A 17,936-nucleotide genomic window follows, 5' to 3' on the forward strand; every position below is an offset into this window, starting at 1 on the left:
GATTCGCTCCGGTGATCCGGCTTCTACCTGAAGGTCCCTCGGGTAAAGGCTGGATACGGTTCAGATATTCGGAAACGATCATCCAAGTGCAGAACCCATATTCCATAACTGAAGATCTTGGTTTGACCCTGGCTGGGGAGCGGCAAGCAGGGACCGTGCGCTAAACGCGGACCCATATTCGCAATTGGCGTACCACTCCAGGAGTTCTGATGACCGGTCCTTCAGCTACCCGACCACAGCAAGTCCTCAAAGGTTTTCTCTTGCCTTTGGTGATTGCCATGGTTGCAGCTTTGCTGCCTCTTACTGCCCCGGCGGCCGTCGCAGCGGGACCATGCGACCCCGGAATGAATCCTGTGGTGTGTGAAAATTCCAAACCCGGAAGTCCACCTTCAGAGTGGGACATTGTTGGCGCAGGTGACGACAGCATCCAAGGCTTCTCCACGGAAATCAGCGTCAATGCCGGGCAGCCCATTCGTTTCAAGATCGATACGGATGCGCCAAGCTACACAATCGCGATATATCGGACAGGGTGGTATGGGGGCGACGGGGCTCGCAAGATCGCTAACGTAACGCCGTCGGCTTTCCGGCAAAACCAGCCCCCGTGCATCAGCGATCTGACCACCGAATTGTACGATTGTGCAAATTGGGCTGTCTCGGCTACCTGGCAGGTGCCTCCAACGGCCGTTTCAGGGGTATACCTCGCTTTGCTGACCCGGGCCGACAATGGAGATCAGAGCCACATTACGTTTATAGTCCGCGCAGACGGGAGTCATTCAGATGTGGTGTTCCAAACTTCAGACTCGACATGGCAGGCATACAACACCTACGGCGGGTCGGATTTGTACCAAGGTGCAGCCCATGGCCGTTCGTACAAAGTCAGTTATAACCGTCCGGTAACAACCCGGGACGGGACCGGTGGACGCGACTTTTACTTCTCCAACGAATATCCCATGGTGCGGTTCCTAGAGCAGAACGGGTACGACGTTAGCTACATCAGCGGCCTCGACACCGACAGCCGGGGTTCCGAGCTGCTCAACCATAAGGTGTTTCTCTCAGTTGGCCACGATGAGTATTGGTCCGGCGCCCAGCGGACCAATGTCACTGCGGCGCGGGATGCTGGTGTTAATCTGCAGTTCCTTTCGGGCAACGAAATGTACTGGCGCACTCGCTATGAACCTTCCCCTGTTGATGGAACCGCTGGACGTACGCTGACGTGTTACAAGGAGACCTGGGCCAACAGCAAAATAGATCCCAGCACCGGCTGGACGGGCACTTGGCGTGATCCCCGCTTTGCCTCTCAAGCCAATGGAGGTGGTCTTCCGGAGAACGGACTCACTGGAACCGCCTACATGTCCAATTTCTCAGATCTTCCCGTCACAGTCAGTGCCGCGGAAGGCAAGGCCAGACTGTGGCGAAATACGTCTTTGGCTTCCTTACCGTCCGGGACGTCTGCGCAGCTTGCACAGAGCACCATCGGCTATGAGTCCGACGAAGACCTGGACAATGGCTTTCGTCCAGCTGGATTGATCCAGTTGTCGACTACCGTAGGAGACGTCCCCCAGTATCTTCAGGATTTCGGGAACACGGTTCAACCTGGACGCACCACGCACCACGTCACGCTCTACCGTGCGGCTAGTGGGGCGCTGGTCTTTTCGGCAGGCAGTGTCCAGTGGACCTGGGGCCTGGATCAAGTACATGACGGTGGCGGTCCAGCCGCGGATACAAGAATGCGCCAGGCGCAGGTCAACCTCTTGGCCGATATGGACGCGCAACCCTCCTCGCGGGCCGCCGGTCTGGTTGCCGCGGCCGCCAGCACAGACAAGAGTGGGCCCTCGGTCGTCATCAACGCACCAGTAAACGCTGCAACCGTCGCCCACGGCGTCAACGTGACGGTCACTGGAACGGCCTCCGATGTTGGCGGTGTAGTCGCTGGCGTAGAGGTTTCAACGGACGGCGGTGCCACATGGCACCCGGCCACGGGGAAGTCGACATGGACCTACACCTATATCCAAAAGGGCTTCGCGGCGGCGACCATCCAGGTTCGAGCCATGGACGACAGCGCCAACATTGGCACTGCTGCCGTACGCAACCTGACCGTGAGCGGACCCTATAGTGTTTTTGGCCAGACGGTTCCAGCCATCCAGGACTCCGGGGACGGTGGGGCCTATGAGATGGGGCTTCGTTTCAGTCCCTCGGTGGACGGCTTCATCACCGGTGTCCGTTTCTACAAGAGCGGCTCCAACACAGGGGTTCACACCGGCTCACTTTGGAGCTCCTCCGGCGAGCGCCTGGCCCAGGCCACCTTCACCAATGAAACGGAATCGGGTTGGCAGACTACCTTGTTCAGTCACCCAGTGGCCGTCGCTGCCGGGCAAAAGTACACGGTCTCCTACTGGGCACCTAACGGACACTATTCAACAAGGGACTTTCAGTGGGCGAGCGTCGGCTCGCCAGACGGACCCCTTACCGTCGCCGGCGGATTCGGCTCTGAACCCGCCGGAGTCTACAGCACTTCCCCAGGCTTTCCGACTGCGAGTTTCAACGGTGGGAACTACTTCGCGGACGCTGTATTCAGCACAGTTGACAACTCACCCATGACCGTATCCGGGCAAACGCCTTACCCATCGTCGTCGAGCGTTTCCGTAGCGACAAAGGTGACCGGCGTGTTCTCGAAACCTGTCACGTCCTCCAGCGTGCAACTGACACTGGAGTCTTCATCTGGGCAAATAGCTGGTACAACCACATACGACGCTACAACCCGACGGGCAACGTTTACGCCATCCACGGCCTTGGCATTCAGCACGCAGTTTACGGCAACTTTGTCGGGTACAGACTCGGCCGGCGGCCCCGTTACGGCCGGTGGCACGTGGGCCTTCACAACCGCAGCTACACTGCCCGTCCCAGGGGATTGCCCGTGTAGCCTCTTCAATGATTCGGTAACTCCGGGCATCGCCGAAGTGCGTGAGGGTGTGCCCTTGACACTGGGAGTCCGGTTCTCCAGCGTAGCTGCCGGACAAGTGCTGGGTATGCGTTTCTACAAGTCTTTGGGAAACACCGACACCCACTACGGTGCCCTATACACGGGTTCAGGGCAGCAGCTCGCTACTGTTGGGTTTGCGAATGAAAGTGCCTCTGGCTGGCAGACTGCAATATTCAGTCAGCCGATCCAGATGGCCGCGAACACTGACTATATAGTGTCCTACAAAACATCCTCGGGAATCTATTCGGTGACCCCAAATGGCTTCGGGCAAGGTATGAGCGTGGGTCCACTGCGGGCCGCCGGGGATGCGGGCGCGTACACATACAACGGTGATTTCGCCGGTGCCCGATCAACGTCGAGTTACTTGGTTGATGTGATCGTGGATGTGCCACCCCCAGCGTTCACACTCAGTGCCCAAGCGCCCCTCCCGGGATCTTCAAGTGTGCCTCTTGATGCAGTCGTCAGCGCTGTACTCTCAGAGCCAGTGGAGAGTTCGACTGTCGATCTTGTCGTTCGGGACTCCAGCGGCGCGTCGGTGAGTGGTTCAGTCACCTATGATGGTGCTACGCGCAAGGTGTCGTTCACTCCTGCAGCGCCACTCGCCGCCGGTGGGAGTTTCACAGCTCGCGTGACCGCTACCGCAGTGTCCGGGCGCGCCTTGACGGACTCCAGTTGGTCATTTAGTACTGTACCAGCGCAACGCATCCAAGGCGTTTGCCCGTGTACCCTCTATCAGGACACTGTAACGCCATCCGTTTTAGAAGCCAGTGACGGCGTGCCCCTGAGCCTTGGTGTCAAGTTCTCCAGCGACATAAATGGCGAGGTCACAGGAATCCGATTCTACAAGGCACCAGGTAACACGGGTATTCACACTGGCTTCCTTTACACAGCAACCGGACAGTTACTGGCCACGGCCACGTTCGCAAATGAGTCCTCCACAGGCTGGCAAACAGCAATGCTCAGCCAACCTGTCCAAATTAGCGCCGGAATAGACTACATCGTTGATTACAAATCCCCGAGCGGGATCTTTTCGTTTACTCCAGACGGGTTTGGAACGGGCTTTACGAGCGGTCCACTGAAGGTTTCGTCAAATTCGGGCACCTTCTCGTACAACAGCGACTTCGCCGGCTCACCTTCAACATACAGCTACTTGGTAGATCTGGTGTTCATGGCACCAGTACAGCCACTGACTGTTACTGCGCAGGTGCCGGCACCCGAAACATCTGACGTTTCCCGCGACGCCAAGCCATCGATTACTTTTTCGTCAGCCATCCGGTCAGGAGCCTCCCTCACCGTTACGGCGGATGGAGTATCCGTGCCGGGCTCCACCGCTCTTTCCGGGGACAGCAAGACCCTCACCTTCACTCCGTCGTCAACACTGCCCGACGGAGCGACTATGAGCGTCGCGGTTTCGGGCGTCACTTCCATTCAGGGCCAAGCTGCCGGGCCCATACAATGGGAATTCACGACGATGAATCCTGCTGCCCATATGTTTGGTGCTTTGGAGCCTCAAACGTCGTCTGTCGACGACTCCTCCTCTGTGGAACTCGGAACAGCATTCACCGTAGCTCAAGCCGGCAACATCACAGGGATTCGTTTCTACAAGGGAACAGGGAATACAGGAGTCCACGTTGGTACTTTGTGGGACAACACGGGCAACAGCTTGGCTCAAGTGACGTTCACAAACGAGACCCCGACAGGCTGGCAGACTGCCCTGTTGGCCAGCCCGATAAGTCTGGTCCCGGGCCAAACTTATGTCGTTTCTTACCTCGCACCTAACGGCCACTATTCCTACACTTCCGGTTTCTTCAACGCCACCTGGACCGCTGGTGTCTTTACTGCCTCGGGGCCTAATAACGGCCTTTACCGGTATGGCTCCGGAGGCGTCATGCCTGCAAACTCCTGGAACGCCACGAACTACTTTGTGGATGTTGTGTACTCCACCACTACCGCGACAGCGCAAACCCAGGCGAGCGCTACAGAAACGCCGACCCCGACAGCAACGGCCACTCCCACACCCACCGCGTCCCCAACCTCCACCCAGTGAGGCGCTTTGATATGCGGCCTTCTTCAAACCTGCTGACGCCCTGACGCCTCCGAACTGCTAACGTCCGGCCCCCTGAACTCCAGGGCCGGACGTTGGCATTTGAGGTCGGCACTTATGCTCGCAAACCCAGCACACGTAGCCCCGCAGCATCAAAATTCAGCGGATTACGCTGGGCGACCACGCGTGGGGGATAAACAGGCTTGGCTGTGACGCCGTATCCGTCGCCAGCTTCCAGATGTTGCTGTCCCCTGGAGTGTTTTCGTCGGCCAATCCGTAAAGCACGTTTTGGTTGTCCAACCATTCGACTTGGTCATCCACGCTTCGCTTCTCCGAAAGGACAGTTTCCTGTCCTGTAGCCAAGTCAAGCAGTGCTACCTTCCAGTGCGCAGTCAACGGCCCGGCGTCGTTCTTTTTATAGGCAATCCGCGTGCCATCCGGTGAGATGGACGGGCACTCAACGTTATCGTGGACCGCAGTCAGGGTCTTGGCCGACAAGCTGCCGCGAACAAGCCAGATACGCCCGGCGGACGCCGCAGTGGCGTAGAAAACATCACTTTGCCCGGGTACGAACGTGACCCCCCAGATGTTTCTGTCCGTGGCCTGCAAGCGCTCGCCGTTGACTATCAGGGAGAAATCCTCCAGATTCCCCGAACCACCTGAACCACTTGCAGTGAAGTTGATTTCAGTAGCGGTGGAGAACCCTGCAGTCGCATAGGAATGGCCTGCGACGAAGACAGTGGTGGCAATCATGGTCCCGTCAGCACTGATCCGCGTTCGGCTCGGTATTCCAGGAACGGGCCACGCCCGCTGCTGTTGCCAGTCGCGATCCAGGACAGCGGCTTCGAAGGCGGTCACGAGGCCGCGGTTCGTTTTGAGGCAAATTACCGTGGACGCGGTGCCGTAGACCCTGTCGCAGGCCTGCTCGCTCACTGCGCGTGTGCCGTCGGGAGAGGACAACGGTACGGTAGCGGCATTACCGTAGCCCTGTCCGCCTGCCGTGTTCCGAAAAAGGACGAACGGAACAGCCGGCAACGGCTGGCCGGCGCTGACCCCTACGGACGGGGCAGCAGTGCGGCTCTCCTCAAATCGCTGATAGGCGCCAACTGCATAAATACCCGCCGCAGCAAGCACAACTGCCGTTACCGCAAGGAGAATGCCCCACCGTAGCCTTCCGCCAATGAAGGTAGCGCTCATTCGTTGGCCAGCTTGGGTCTGGCTCCAGGCAGAATGAAGACGACTGCCACTACTGCACATGCCAACAACGCTCCGGCGGCAACCATGGCTGTGGAGGCACCTACTGCGTACCAGAGAACGCCAAAACCGGCCGAGGCCGCCATCCTGCTCAAAGCAACCACGGTCTGTGCGGAGGCGATGCCTGTCGCCAGCTTGCCTGGAGGGGTCAACTGGCTGGCCAAGGCCGCCAGCACTCCGTCAGTTGCTGCATAGAACCCGCCAAGAAGGATCAGGCAGCCCACAGTGCTCCATAGGCCACCGAAAGGTGCCGCCGCCAGAAAGTAGCAGGCAAGCAGGGCGATATGGCCGCCCACGAAGACCGGGACCCTGCCCACGCGGTCGGCCAGCCGCCCCAGTGGAATCGCAAACGCCAGGAACACAACGTTGGTTCCGACGAAAAGCAACGGAAACCACTGAACCGCAAAGGAATCCCGGTCCTGCAGTACCAGGTAGATGAAACCGTCACCAATGGTCAGCAAGCCAAGGAGACCCGCAGAGATCAATAACTTGCCCAGGCCCGGCTCCCGCAGGTGGCTCCACGAGAACGCGAAGAGCCGAGGCCGTTGCTTCCGGGAGACGGCTGCTGGTTCGGCGCCGCTGGTGGCTTTGATCCCTCTCAGCCCATCCGCCCGAAGGTCCGGCACCACCAGCCCCAGAACTGCAACGCCGATGATCGCAAAAGCCAGGGACACCACAAAAACGGTGCTGAAGCCATTGGGGATCATCAGCAGCACGAGGAAGGCAATCATTGGCCCTGCGGCGGCCCCGATGTTGTCCAACATTCTGTGGACGCCAAAGGAACGGGCCAGGTGTTCGGGTTGCGCTGAAACAGTGATGAGCGCATCACGTGGAGCCGTGCGAATGCCTTTGCCGATCCTGTCTCCGGTCACAATGGCCGCTACCGCCCAGAACCCTCCTGCGAACAGGAAACCTATCCTGGCGAGCATGGACAACCCGTAGCCGGCCAAGGCGATGCGTTTCGGATGTCCGCTGCGGTCCGCGGCCCAGCCCGCCGCGATCCTGACAATTGCACTTGCGCCTTGGTTAATGCCGTCGATGAATCCGAAGGCGATGGTTGAAAGGCCCAGGAAGCCTGTCACATACAGCGGGAGGATTGCCGTCACGGACTCCGATGACACATCCGTCACCATGCTGACCAGGCCGAGCCACAAGATGACCGGGGACAAACGAAACGGCACCTCGCTGGATAGTGCCGTCGTGGCTCCCCGGGGTTTTTCCCGTTTTCCACCGCTGCGATCCGAAAGTGAGATGTACATGTGGCCCCTAGTCCGCCGTCGTATGCAAGCTGCCCAAAAGCTGGAAGCGTGATACGCCGGTTCCGGTCACCGAAACTGACACCGTCACTGTGTCCGTGCCACGCACGAACCTCGCGGCTAGAGCTCCGTCCGGCGCGGGCGCATCCTCGGACCAAAAGCCTTGCCCGACCAACGACTGGCGGAAAGCGCCCAGAACGTCTTCCTGAGACGTGCCCACGATCCCGTCCGCCGTCAGCTGCAGGACGTTGCCTGAACTAGAGATGCTGGTGGAGCCCACCGTCGTCCCGGCTGGCAGGGTCACAACGCTGCTGGGCCAGCCCTCGACCACCGAGCCCTTCGCTGTGCCCGATTTCGGCAATGGACCAGTGATGAGTGGGGCCGGTGCAGACGGTACCGGGAGCCCGGTGGGTGTGGCTGTCACAGGAGGCAGGACCTCCAGCGGCTTGGCTGCTGTTCCGCCGTCGCCTGAACCGTTACCTGAACCGTCTGATGGGACGCTTGACGAACTGCCCGACGTCGGGCTGCCGGAGGGAGGCGCACTGGCGTTGCCGGAAGAGTTGCCGTTCGAGGGATCCCCGCCAGGACTCGGAGATGCCGAGCTCTGGGCAGTTGCCGGTCCGGGTTTGGAGGCCATCTGGTCCAGGACGAGAGCTACCGCGGCGATGAGGACGGCGAGGCAGATGCCCGCGATCACCAGGCGCCGCGCCATCATGGCTTGCCCGGACTTGCCGCGCCGCCGAGGAGCTCGTGGGCCTTCGCCTCAAGCCCGTCGTCGACGAAATCGTAAATGAACGATGCCAACCAGATCACCAAGGTAGCGCCGATCCAGCCGAAGATGCCGTTGATGGTGAAACCGTTGGAAAAGAGGCTTGTTACCAGAAGAATTGCCAGGGTGGCCAGGAGTCCCGCGGCCACCGTCAGGGCCTTGCTGAGGATCCACGTGCGCCTGTCCGCCCGCTGCGCGTGGCGACGGTGGAAAAGGGCCAGAATCAAGGGTTTGACCAAAAGAGTGGCCGCCGTGAACACCACGACGGCCCAAAGAAACCCGGCTCCCAAACGGACCCCGGGAAGAACTGACGCCACCCACAACGTGATGGCGTTGAAAACCAATGCGATGGCGATCCGAATCGCCAAGCTTTTCATGGGGACAGTCTCCCATTGAGATCCGGATTCCGGAACAGTTTTGGCCCTACCAACGCCCGTTTCGCGGCCGTGGCTGACAAACGGGACATGTGTAGGAAGACCGGTTCATGAATTGCTCACGTTTGATGATCGTGTGCAAGCCCGCTGCCTCGCAACGGCTGCACAGCTCACCTGCGCGTCCGTAGGCATTCAGCGAGCGGGCGAAGTATCCCGAATCACCGTTTACGTTGACATATAAGGAGTCAAAGCTCGTGCCTCCCGCAGCCAACGCCGCATCCATGACCGCTTGTGCGGCCTGCACAAGGCGGACAGCATCGCCGCGTCGCAACGTATCGGTTGGCCTGGCGTAATGCAGGCGGGCACGCCAGAGAGCCTCGTCCGCATAAATGTTGCCGATTCCGGAAATCACCGACTGGTCCAGCAGCGCCCGCTTCAGGCCAGTTTTTCGGCCCTTTACCTTGCGGTAGAAGGTGTCGAAGGAGAAGCAGGGGTCCAGCGGGTCCCTCGCAATGTGCGCGGCTTCCTCGGCGATCTCGGGCAGGGGCGTTTCCCCCAAGCCTCCAGGGCCGCCGTCGGGAGTTGGCACCAGGGACGTCACAAACAGGCCGCCGAAAATGCGCTGGTCCACAAATCGCAGTTGCTCCGGCATGCCGTCCACTGGGCTAAGGCAGATTCTGACTTTGAGATGCTTCTCGTCAGGGACATTGGGGTCTTGCATGAGCAGTTGTCCGCTCATGCCCAGATGAGCCATCAGCGCTACCTTGGGTAGGGTGCTGTCAACGGAATCCGAGCTGTCCATGGCCAACGGCATCCAGAGAAACTTGCCCCGGCGGACGACGTCCATCACCGTGGCGTGCTCAAGATTCCCAATGAAGTCCTCTGTGCCAAGGTCATGCCTGCGGATCGAGCGGGGGTCAAGGACGTCAACCCCAGTAATGGTGCGGCCACGGACCCAGCGGGCCAGGCCACGGCGAACGACTTCTACTTCGGGAAGTTCAGGCATGGGATTTGTGGACTCGGCTTCAGGCGGAAGCAGGTCCAGCAGGAGCTTGGTCCAGGGCCGTCAGGGCACGCCAGGCGTCGGCGGCAGCTTCCTGCTCCGCTTCCTTCTTCGAATGGCCAGCGCCGCGACCATAGGGAGTCCCGCCGATGTTCAGGACAGCTTCAAACGTACGCGCGTGGTCCGGGCCTGAGCCTTCCACGGCGTAGTGGATTGCCCCGAGTTGGCGGCTGGCGGTCAGTTCCTGGATGCTCGTCTTCCAATCGGTACCGGCTCCAAGGGCGCCGGCGTCCTTCAGGAGAGGGCCCACGAGGCGCATTACCAGCTGGCGTGCCGTCTCGATGTCGTTGGAGAGGTACGTGGCACCAATGAGCGCTTCCATGGTATCCGCGAGGATCGAGGCTTTGTTCTTCCCATCGGTGAGCTTCTCGCCCTGCCCCAGGTAGATGAACTCGCCCACGCCAAGCTCGCGGCCAATGCCAGCGAGGGCGCGAGTACTCACGACGGCGGATCGCCGCTTTGCGAGTTCACCTTCAGGCAGCGCGGGGTTCTCGCGGTAGAGCGAATCGGTCACAGAGAATCCCAGGATGGAGTCGCCGAGGAACTCAAGACGTTCATTGGTGGGAATCCCACCGTTCTCATATGCGTATGAGCGATGTGTCAGAGCAAGACGAAGCGTCTCGGTGTCAATGGAGACACCGAGACGCTTCAGAAGCTCTTCAGTTGAAGACATCCTTTGTCAGCCTATTGGGCAGATTAGGCGTCTGCTACCTTGCGGCCCTTGTATTCAAGGAACAGCGCGGTGCCGGCAGAGTCAGTGACGACCTTTGCCTGGTGCGGCAGGCTGTAAGTAACCTGACCGTTTTCGATGGTCTTGACCAAGTTGGGGGCAGTTGCCTTCCACTGGGCACGGCGGGCGCGTGTGTTTGCGCGAGACATTTTCCGCTTGGGAACAGCCACGGCTATCTCATTTCTCTCTTAGTCCAACACTTACTAATCAGTTTGCCGGTCAGTCTTAGCCAGATCAGCTAGGGCAGCCCAGCGAGGGTCAATGACCTCGTGGTGGTGCCCCGGCTCGTCTTCCAGGCGTGCTCCACATTCGGAACAAAGGCCCTGGCAGTCTTCCCGGCACACCGGCTGGAACGGCAGCATAGTGACAACTGCGTCCCGCAACACCGGCTCAAGATCGATTAGATCGTGCTCGACTCGACGTTGCTCTTCATCGTCTTCTTCGTCCGAAAGCTCAACGCCTTCATAGAAGAAAAGTTCTTGCACATTGACTTCAAGGTCATACGCAAGGGGATCCAGGCATCGACCGCATTCGCCGGTTACTTCGACGATTACGGATCCTGATACCAGAATTCCTTCGTGTACGGCCTCAAGGCGAAGATCCAGCTCGACATCCGAGCCTTCCTTCACGCCAATGAGCGCCACACCAAGGTCACTTGGCGCAGGTACATGTTCGTTGAGTGTCCGCATGGTCCCTGGACTGCGTCCAAGGTCCTTGACTACCAGCGCCAAGGGCGAACTTGCATCTCGCTTAATGAGAACTCCTGTAGAACATATGACCGACGTACCATCTTAGCCTGATCAAGCCTGAGGACTCAAACCGGCGCCGGGCGCGCGAAGAGCGCCATGGTTTCAGCTGGGATCCACCGCAAGAAGCTGCGAGGTACCTATCAAGACTACCCCCTTGCGGGAGGCTTACGTTCCAGACTCGCCAGCGAGGAGGCGCTTCAACACAGATTTCGGTACGAAATCAGAAATGTCGCCACCCAATACATTGACCTCCTTGATCAAGGTGGAGGAAAGGTGCACGTAGTGCGCTTCTGCCGGCAGGAAGACAGTTTCGACGCCGGTAAGCTGACGATTCATGGTGGCCATCGGCAATTCGTAATCAAAGTCCGAGGACGAGCGGAGGCCTTTGACAATTGCCGAAACGCCCCGATGCCGGCAGTACTCGGCCAACAGTCCCTCTCCCATGGGCTCAACGATGATGCCACGCAGGGACGCCAGCGTCTCGCGGGCCATCTCCATCCGGTCTTCGAGGCTGAAGCGGTACTTCTTGGCATAATTGGTGGACACGGCCACGATGACTTCGTCAAACAGGCCTGCCGCCCGCGCGATGACTTCGAGATGTCCGTTGTGGATAGGGTCAAAGGATCCAGGGCATACCGCACGTCTCATGACACGAACCTACCCCATAGCTTCACCGGGATACCATGGCTGACATGTCACCCGCAGGCAGCACTTTACCGCTCAACCCAACGGCTCATGCCTCCACGCCATGGCAGCGGGCTGCAACCGGCGCCAACCTGCTTTCGCCTGACGGAAACCTCGGAGTGACCATCTTCGAGGAGATGACCACCTTGGCCACCTCTTCCGGTGCCATCAACCTCGGACAGGGCTTCCCCGACGAGGACGGCCCCGCGGAGATCAAAGCCGCAGCCCAGGCAGCCATCGCCGCAGGAGCCAACCAATACGCACCCGGCAAGGGCATCACGGAACTACGGGAAGCCGTCGCGGAACACCAACGCCGGTTCTATGGGCTTACCCCTGACCCGCAGACGGAAGTCATCATCACGACTGGCGCCACGGAAGCCGTAGCGGCGTCGCTTCTGGCCTTCATCCAGCCCGGTGACGAGGTCCTGACCTTCGAACCGTTCTATGACTCCTACGGAGCCATCATCGGATTGGCAGGAGCAGAACATGTCACTGCTCCCCTGCTCGCTCCGGACTTCCTTCCGGACCTCTCCAGACTGGAAGAGGCCTTCAGCAGACGCACCAAGGTGGTGCTCCTGAATAACCCGCACAATCCCACCGGCGCCGTTTTCCCTCAAGAAGTTCTGGCAAAGGTGGTTGAACTGGCCACAAAGTACGACGCCATCATTGTCAGCGACGAAGTCTACGAGCATCTCACGTTCGGCGTCACCCATATTCCCGTCGCTTCCCTGCCGGGCGCTGCCGAACGGACCCTCACAATCTCTTCCGCGGGAAAGACGTTTTCCTTCACAGGGTGGAAGATCGGCTGGCTCAGCGGACCCGGGGAACTGGTTGCCGCTGTCCGCACGGTCAAGCAGTTCCTGACGTACAGCTCGGGAACACCGTTCCAGAGTGCCATCGCCGTGGGCCTTGCGCTTCCTGACACCTTTTACGCGGACATAGCTGAGACTCTGCAACGCAAGCGCGACATCCTTTCCGAGGGCCTTCGCGCTGCAGGATTCGACGTTTTCACACCCAGCGGTACGTACTTCATCAACGTCGACACAGAACCCCTGGGAATCAGGGACTCCGTGGACCTGGCCCGCCGGTTACCGGGCCTGGTAGGTGTGGCCGCGATCCCGGTCCCCGTCTTTTGCCACCCTGAAGGGGCAGAACGGACCCGCAGCCTGTTGCGTTTCGCGTTTTGCAAAAAAACCAGTGTCCTGGAAGAAGCAGCCGAACGACTGGCCGCGCTTAAGGACCTGCTCTGAACCGCAACGACGCCGGCCGCAAGGACTCCGGCAGCCATCACGCCACGCGTTTCCTGCGGACCACAGGGCAGCACGCAACTGTTGATGCCGATACGCTCATTGAAGGCAGCTATATCCTCAGCATCGGTGGCGCTGAACAATCCCATGTGAATCTGGCCAACCCCGGGGAGATCTTCTACGAATATCTTCGCAGGATCGGTCATGTGGTGGATCTGGCTGCAGTGCCGGGTGAGCCACTCTCCGCGCTCCATCTCGGGGCCGGCGCCCTGACATTGGCCCGTTACATCCAGGCCACGAGGCCAGGTTCGGACCAGTATGCCGTGGAACTCGAACGCGAACTGCTGGACTTCGTCCTGCAAAAGCTCCCCATGCCGGAGGGCACGCGGCTGCACACGCACATAGGCGACGCACGCGAGGCACTGGCCGAACTTCCCGCGAACCTGAGGTTCGACGTCGTCATCCTTGATATCTTCTCCGGGCCAGAAGCACCAGCCCACATCGCGTGCAGGGAGTTCTACGAAGAGGCCGCTGCCCGCTTGGGACCAAACGGCCTACTGATTGTGAACGTAGGCGATGAACCGGCGCTAACGCTGGTACGAAGCCAGGTAGCAGCCCTCCGGCAGGCAATGGCGGACGTTATCGCATTTGCCGAGACGGGAATGTTCGCCGGGCGCTACCCCGGCAACATCATCCTGGTGGGCGCCCGAACGCCATGGCCGGCAGCGTGGACCAGCGTATTACTCGCGCGAGGCCCGCACCCGGCAACAGTTCTCCACGGCGTGGACTTGGACAGAATTTCGGACTAGGACGGTTCAGCGAACCATAGCTTGGTCTCGCCGTACTTCTTGTCAGCGAAACATTCCAGCGCTTCAGGCCAGGCTGGTTCGGGACTCCTGGAGGACCTCTCCACCACCACAACCGCCCCTTCATCCAGATGGGGCGACAATTTGGCCAGCACGGCACTCAAAGCTGGTTCGTCCAGCGGATACGGCGGATCCAGGAACACCAGGTCCCACACATCGTGCCCTGTGGCGCGCTCCAGGAAAGACTCCACCTTGGATCGATGGACTGAGACTTTCTTGCCGCCCAGGATTTGGTTGACCAAGTCCGCGTTGCGCTGGCAAGAGTCGCTGGCCTTGGCATCGAATTCCACCAGATCCACGCTGCGGGCACCCCGGCTGGCGCTCTCCACACCCAGGGCTCCGGAGCCCGCATAGAGATCCAGCACCCGCGAATCGTCGATGACAGCCAAGGACTCCAGCCGGGAAAACAGTGCTTCCTTAACACGGTCCGTAGTGGGCCGCGTTGCGGTCCCGGGCACGCTCGTGAGCGGATTGCCGCCAGCAACCCCGGCGATAATCCGGCTCACAGCGCCTCTCCGCTGCCGACGCCTGACTGGTCGCCGATACCATCTGGGGATTCTCTAACCGCGTTCAAGGAACGCCTCCTTTTCAGGGTTCAAGTATTCTTCAATGGCCGCGGCCAGGACCGGTTGGTGTCCCAATGCCGGGTCCTGGGCCACCATGTCCTGTGCGTCTGCACGCGCACGGGCAATCAGATCTTCATGCTCCAGGACACGCAGCAGCTTAAGCGTGGACCGCCCACCTGATTGTGAGGCGCCGAGGATATCGCCTTCACGGCGGAGTTTCAGGTCTTCCTGGGAGAGCTCGAACCCGTCGGTGGTGGACGCAACAGCATCCAGTCTTCGACGGCTCGGGTGCCCTGGCTCCAAAGTAGTGACCAGCAGGCAAGTCCCTGGCAGACCGCCACGGCCAACCCGGCCGCGAAGCTGGTGGAGTTGGGAGATACCAAAACGATCGGCGTCCAGGATGACCATCAGGGTGGCATTATGAACATCGACACCCACCTCGATGACCGTGGTGGAGACCAGCACTTTGGTCTGGTTTGCCGCGAACGATGCCATGGTTTCGGTTTTGAGGATTGGGTCCTGACGGCCATGGAGGGGCGCCACGGGCACCCCGGCCAAGGAGGGCTCCTGCACCAGGCTTTCGACGACGGCTGTCACCGAGGCGAGCTCGCGGGCCGGACCTTCGTCCGAGAGTTCGGCGTCGCTTGGTTCCGCCTCTCCGGGGCTGAAGTCGCCGTCGTCGTCCGAACCGATTTTGGGACATACAACGTAAACCTGATGGCCGGCGTCGACTTCTTCCCGCGATCGTTTCCAGATTCGATCCGCCCAACCTGGGTTCTCGGCAAGCCCCACAACATGAGTGGAAATGGGTGCCCGCCCAGCAGGGAGCTCGTCGAGGATGGAGGTCTCAAGGTCGCCGAACACGGTCATCGCCACTGTGCGGGGAATCGGTGTGGCAGTCATCACCAGCAGATGCGGCGGACGTTGCGCTTTGGCACGCAGGGCGTCACGTTGTTCCACGCCGAAGCGGTGCTGCTCGTCGACCACGATCAAGCCCAGGTCCTGAAAGCTGGTTTTGTCGCTCAACAGAGCGTGGGTGCCGATCACGATGCCGGCGTTTCCTGAAGCGGCATCGAGCATGGCCTGCTTTCGCGCCGCCGTAGGCATAGACCCGGTCAGCAGGGTCACCTGGACACCAGCCTGTCCGGCTTCGGCCCCGAGCATCCCCAAGCCGCCGAACATATGATCGCGGGCCAATGGACCCAGGGTCCTGCGGATGGAGTCGAAATGCTGCGCAGCCAAAACCTCAGTGGGCGCCAGGAGTGCCGCCTGTCCCCCCGCATCAACCACCTGCAGCATCGCTCGCAGCGCGACAATAGTCTTTCCCGAGCCGACCTCACCCTGCAGGAGCCGATTCATGGGGGTGTCCTGGCCAAGTTCTTCGGAAAGCGTCTTTCCCACCGCTGTCTGGCCAGCAGTGAGCGTGAAGGGCAGGTTCCGGTCAAACTCTTCCAGCAGGCCGCCGCTGACCGGACGTCGGGCAGTGGCTTCCTCTGCAGCAAGCTGGGCACGGCGTCTCGCCAATGCCGCCTGCAGCACCAGCGCCTCCTGGTAGCGGAACCGTTCCTGCGCCCGCTGCCAGTCCTTGGCAGTCTCAGGCGAGTGGATCAGGCGATAAGCATCAGCCACGCTGAGCAGTCCGTCCCTGCTGACGATTGACTCCGGGAGCGGGTCCGCCAGGGCGTCGAGGTCCAGGGTTTGCAGCAACGCCGTAATCACTTTGTGGATGGACCAGCTTGTCAGCTTTGCCGTTGCGGGATAGACAGGGATAGGCATGGCTGCCAGCTTTTCCGGGTCCATGGAGCCGTCAGCATCCGGATCCTCATCCAGCAACAGGAAGTCCGGATTAGTCAGCCCCAAGGCGCCCCCGTATCGGGTCACCTTCCCGGAAAACATTGCACGGCGCCCCGGAAGGAGCTCCGCCTTGGCCCGGAATCCATTGAAGAAACTGACTTTCAAAGTGCCAGGAACGTGGCTTCCACCGGCTTCATCGGTCACCACGACGTCAGTGATGGAACCCCGCCGGGCACGCATTTGACGGGTGCTGTTGGACAGAACCCGCGCAATCAACGTGACTTCCTCGTCCAGGGGAAGGTTGCTGATGGGAGTAAGTTCGCCCCGGCTCAAATACCTGCGCGGAAAGTAGTTCAGAAGGGCGCCGGTTGTCTTGAGGCCAAGGTGCCTGTCAATGACGGATGCCGAACGCTTGCCGATCCTGCGTTCCAGAGGCAGTTCCAGCTCAGTATTCATGCCGTGACTGGCCCGGGATGCTGCTGGGTTCTGCAGTTTGTGTTGCTTCCTGGTCCCGCTGCCCGCCCTCAAAATCGCGGTGCCCGTCTTCAGAATCGCGGGACCCGTCTTCAGAGTCACGAGGCAGGGCAAGCTGACTGACGGCAATGTCCGTTGGCTCCCCCAGAGACCGGATGAGCGCCACTGCCGGCGCGGGATCAGGTACGTGGACATGAACCCGCCAACGATAACTGGCTTCAGCAGTGGATTCGTCGTCGTCGTCGGGATGGTGGCCTGTATTGCCAACCTGGCTCATGATGACGGAATCACCCATCTCGTCCAGGCGTTGGCGCAGCACGGCCGCGTCCAATGGCGAAAGGCTGATGGTACACATGACTTCCACGCCGTCGTCGGCCGGCATCTGCTGGTGGATGTGCGGATCCTGCAACTGGTAGCCGTGGAGGCCATCAAGGAGCTCATCCTGCAGTTCTTCGCCGAGCACTGCGGAACGGAGACAGTCCAGCACCAGCAACATACCTACACCGCCGGCGTCCACCACATGCGCCGCCTGCAGGGGTGCGAGTTCATCCTCTGTGCGTACGACGGCTTGAAAGGCAGCTTCCACCACAGCATCCAAGGCGAGGCCCAGTGCGTGGTTGCTGTCATCACCATTCTGGGAAGAATCCGCCGCTTGGGCTGCATGGGCTGCTGCTTCAAGGACGGACAGCATGGTTCCGGAGACCGGTTCGCTCAAGGCCGACCATGCCCGGATCTGGGCCCTATTAAGGGCCGTGGCCAGCAGCGGCGCGCTCAGGCGCGCTTTTCCGGCAAGCGGCTCCGCCGCAGCGCACAGGAAAACAGCAAAAAGGGTCCCGGAATTACCCCTTGCCTGTTCCATGGCGGCCTGACCAGCGCGTGACAGCACAGCACCGACGTCGTTACCGGTCTCGGAAGCGTCAGGAGCGGTGCCAGCCAACGCGGACACGGCCGCGCGCGCGGTGAGGTAAAGGTTGGTTCCGGTATCGCCGTCGGCGACGGGGAAGATGTTGATCGCGTTCAGGCGGTCGCTATGGTTGCCAAGGACCACCTCTGTCTTGCCGAGCCAACGTTTCATGGCGTGCGCAT

General features: G+C 60.4%; 15 protein-coding genes. 3 read left to right on the top strand and 12 right to left on the bottom strand.

Annotated elements, in window-relative coordinates:
* Positions 1–209 precede the first annotated feature (209 nt).
* Entirely contained in the window at positions 210–5,027 is a 4,818-nt protein-coding gene (locus VUN82_16140; GenBank protein ID XAS70624.1) for a DUF4082 domain-containing protein, read from the top strand.
* Positions 5,028–5,183: 156 nt separating this feature from the next.
* Here the strand turns inward: VUN82_16140 and VUN82_16145 are convergent, their stop codons facing one another.
* The 9 genes from VUN82_16145 to coaD form a co-directional block, all read right to left on the bottom strand.
* Positions 5,184–6,221 carry a hypothetical protein gene (locus VUN82_16145; GenBank protein XAS70625.1) on the bottom strand — a complete coding sequence of 346 codons (1,038 nt, stop codon included), beginning with the start codon at positions 6,219–6,221 and terminating at the stop codon, positions 5,184–5,186.
* Positions 6,218–7,537 (bottom strand): MFS transporter, encoded by a 1,320-nt coding sequence (locus VUN82_16150; GenBank protein ID XAS70626.1) that lies wholly within the window; start codon positions 7,535–7,537, stop codon positions 6,218–6,220. The genes VUN82_16145 and VUN82_16150 overlap by 4 nt, the downstream gene beginning before the upstream one ends.
* A 7-nt stretch (positions 7,538–7,544) precedes the next feature.
* On the bottom strand, positions 7,545–8,249 hold the full coding sequence (locus VUN82_16155; GenBank protein XAS70627.1) for a hypothetical protein: 705 nt from the start codon (positions 8,247–8,249) through the stop codon (positions 7,545–7,547).
* Positions 8,246–8,680, bottom strand: coding sequence for a hypothetical protein (locus tag VUN82_16160; GenBank protein XAS70628.1), 435 nt, complete (start codon positions 8,678–8,680; stop codon positions 8,246–8,248). The genes VUN82_16155 and VUN82_16160 overlap by 4 nt, the downstream gene beginning before the upstream one ends.
* A gap of 46 nt (positions 8,681–8,726) precedes the next feature.
* A complete protein-coding gene (mutM, locus tag VUN82_16165) occupies positions 8,727–9,683 on the bottom strand; it encodes a bifunctional DNA-formamidopyrimidine glycosylase/DNA-(apurinic or apyrimidinic site) lyase (GenBank protein ID XAS70629.1) in 957 nt (318 codons plus the stop codon).
* Between the two features lie 19 nt (positions 9,684–9,702).
* Complete coding sequence (gene rnc / locus VUN82_16170) at positions 9,703–10,413, bottom strand: ribonuclease III (protein ID XAS70630.1); 711 nt, start codon at positions 10,411–10,413, stop codon at positions 9,703–9,705.
* A gap of 23 nt (positions 10,414–10,436) precedes the next feature.
* Positions 10,437–10,640 (bottom strand): 50S ribosomal protein L32, encoded by a 204-nt coding sequence (gene rpmF, locus VUN82_16175; GenBank protein XAS70631.1) that lies wholly within the window; start codon positions 10,638–10,640, stop codon positions 10,437–10,439.
* Between the two features lie 33 nt (positions 10,641–10,673).
* A complete protein-coding gene (locus tag VUN82_16180; protein ID XAS70632.1) occupies positions 10,674–11,201 on the bottom strand; it encodes a DUF177 domain-containing protein in 528 nt (175 codons plus the stop codon).
* Positions 11,202–11,384: 183 nt separating this feature from the next.
* Entirely contained in the window at positions 11,385–11,867 is a 483-nt protein-coding gene (coaD, locus tag VUN82_16185; GenBank protein ID XAS70633.1) for a pantetheine-phosphate adenylyltransferase, read from the bottom strand.
* Between the two features lie 44 nt (positions 11,868–11,911).
* Between coaD and VUN82_16190 the strand changes: the two genes are divergently transcribed.
* Together VUN82_16190 and VUN82_16195 are read left to right on the top strand one after the other, a co-directional pair.
* Positions 11,912–13,153 (top strand): aminotransferase class I/II-fold pyridoxal phosphate-dependent enzyme, encoded by a 1,242-nt coding sequence (locus VUN82_16190; GenBank protein ID XAS70634.1) that lies wholly within the window; start codon positions 11,912–11,914, stop codon positions 13,151–13,153.
* On the top strand, positions 13,150–13,959 hold the full coding sequence (locus VUN82_16195) for a fused MFS/spermidine synthase (protein ID XAS74713.1): 810 nt from the start codon (positions 13,150–13,152) through the stop codon (positions 13,957–13,959). Before VUN82_16190 ends, VUN82_16195 begins: the two co-directional genes overlap by 4 nt.
* On the opposite strand, the gene rsmD is transcribed toward VUN82_16195, so the two are convergent.
* From rsmD to VUN82_16210, 3 genes are read right to left on the bottom strand one after another with little or no spacing between them, the layout of a single operon-like run.
* Positions 13,956–14,522: a 16S rRNA (guanine(966)-N(2))-methyltransferase RsmD gene (gene rsmD, locus VUN82_16200; GenBank protein ID XAS70635.1), complete on the bottom strand. Its 567-nt coding sequence runs from the start codon at positions 14,520–14,522 to the stop codon at positions 13,956–13,958. The genes VUN82_16195 and rsmD overlap by 4 nt on opposite strands.
* 54 nt (positions 14,523–14,576) lie before the next feature.
* A complete protein-coding gene (locus VUN82_16205; GenBank protein ID XAS70636.1) occupies positions 14,577–16,832 on the bottom strand; it encodes an ATP-dependent DNA helicase RecG in 2,256 nt (751 codons plus the stop codon).
* On the bottom strand, positions 16,822–17,925 hold the full coding sequence (locus tag VUN82_16210) for a DAK2 domain-containing protein (protein ID XAS70637.1): 1,104 nt from the start codon (positions 17,923–17,925) through the stop codon (positions 16,822–16,824). The genes VUN82_16205 and VUN82_16210 overlap by 11 nt, the downstream gene beginning before the upstream one ends.
* Positions 17,926–17,936: the final 11 nt, after the last annotated feature.

Source organism: Micrococcaceae bacterium Sec5.1 (genome assembly GCA_039636795.1).
Classification (GTDB): domain Bacteria; phylum Actinomycetota; class Actinomycetes; order Actinomycetales; family Micrococcaceae; genus Arthrobacter.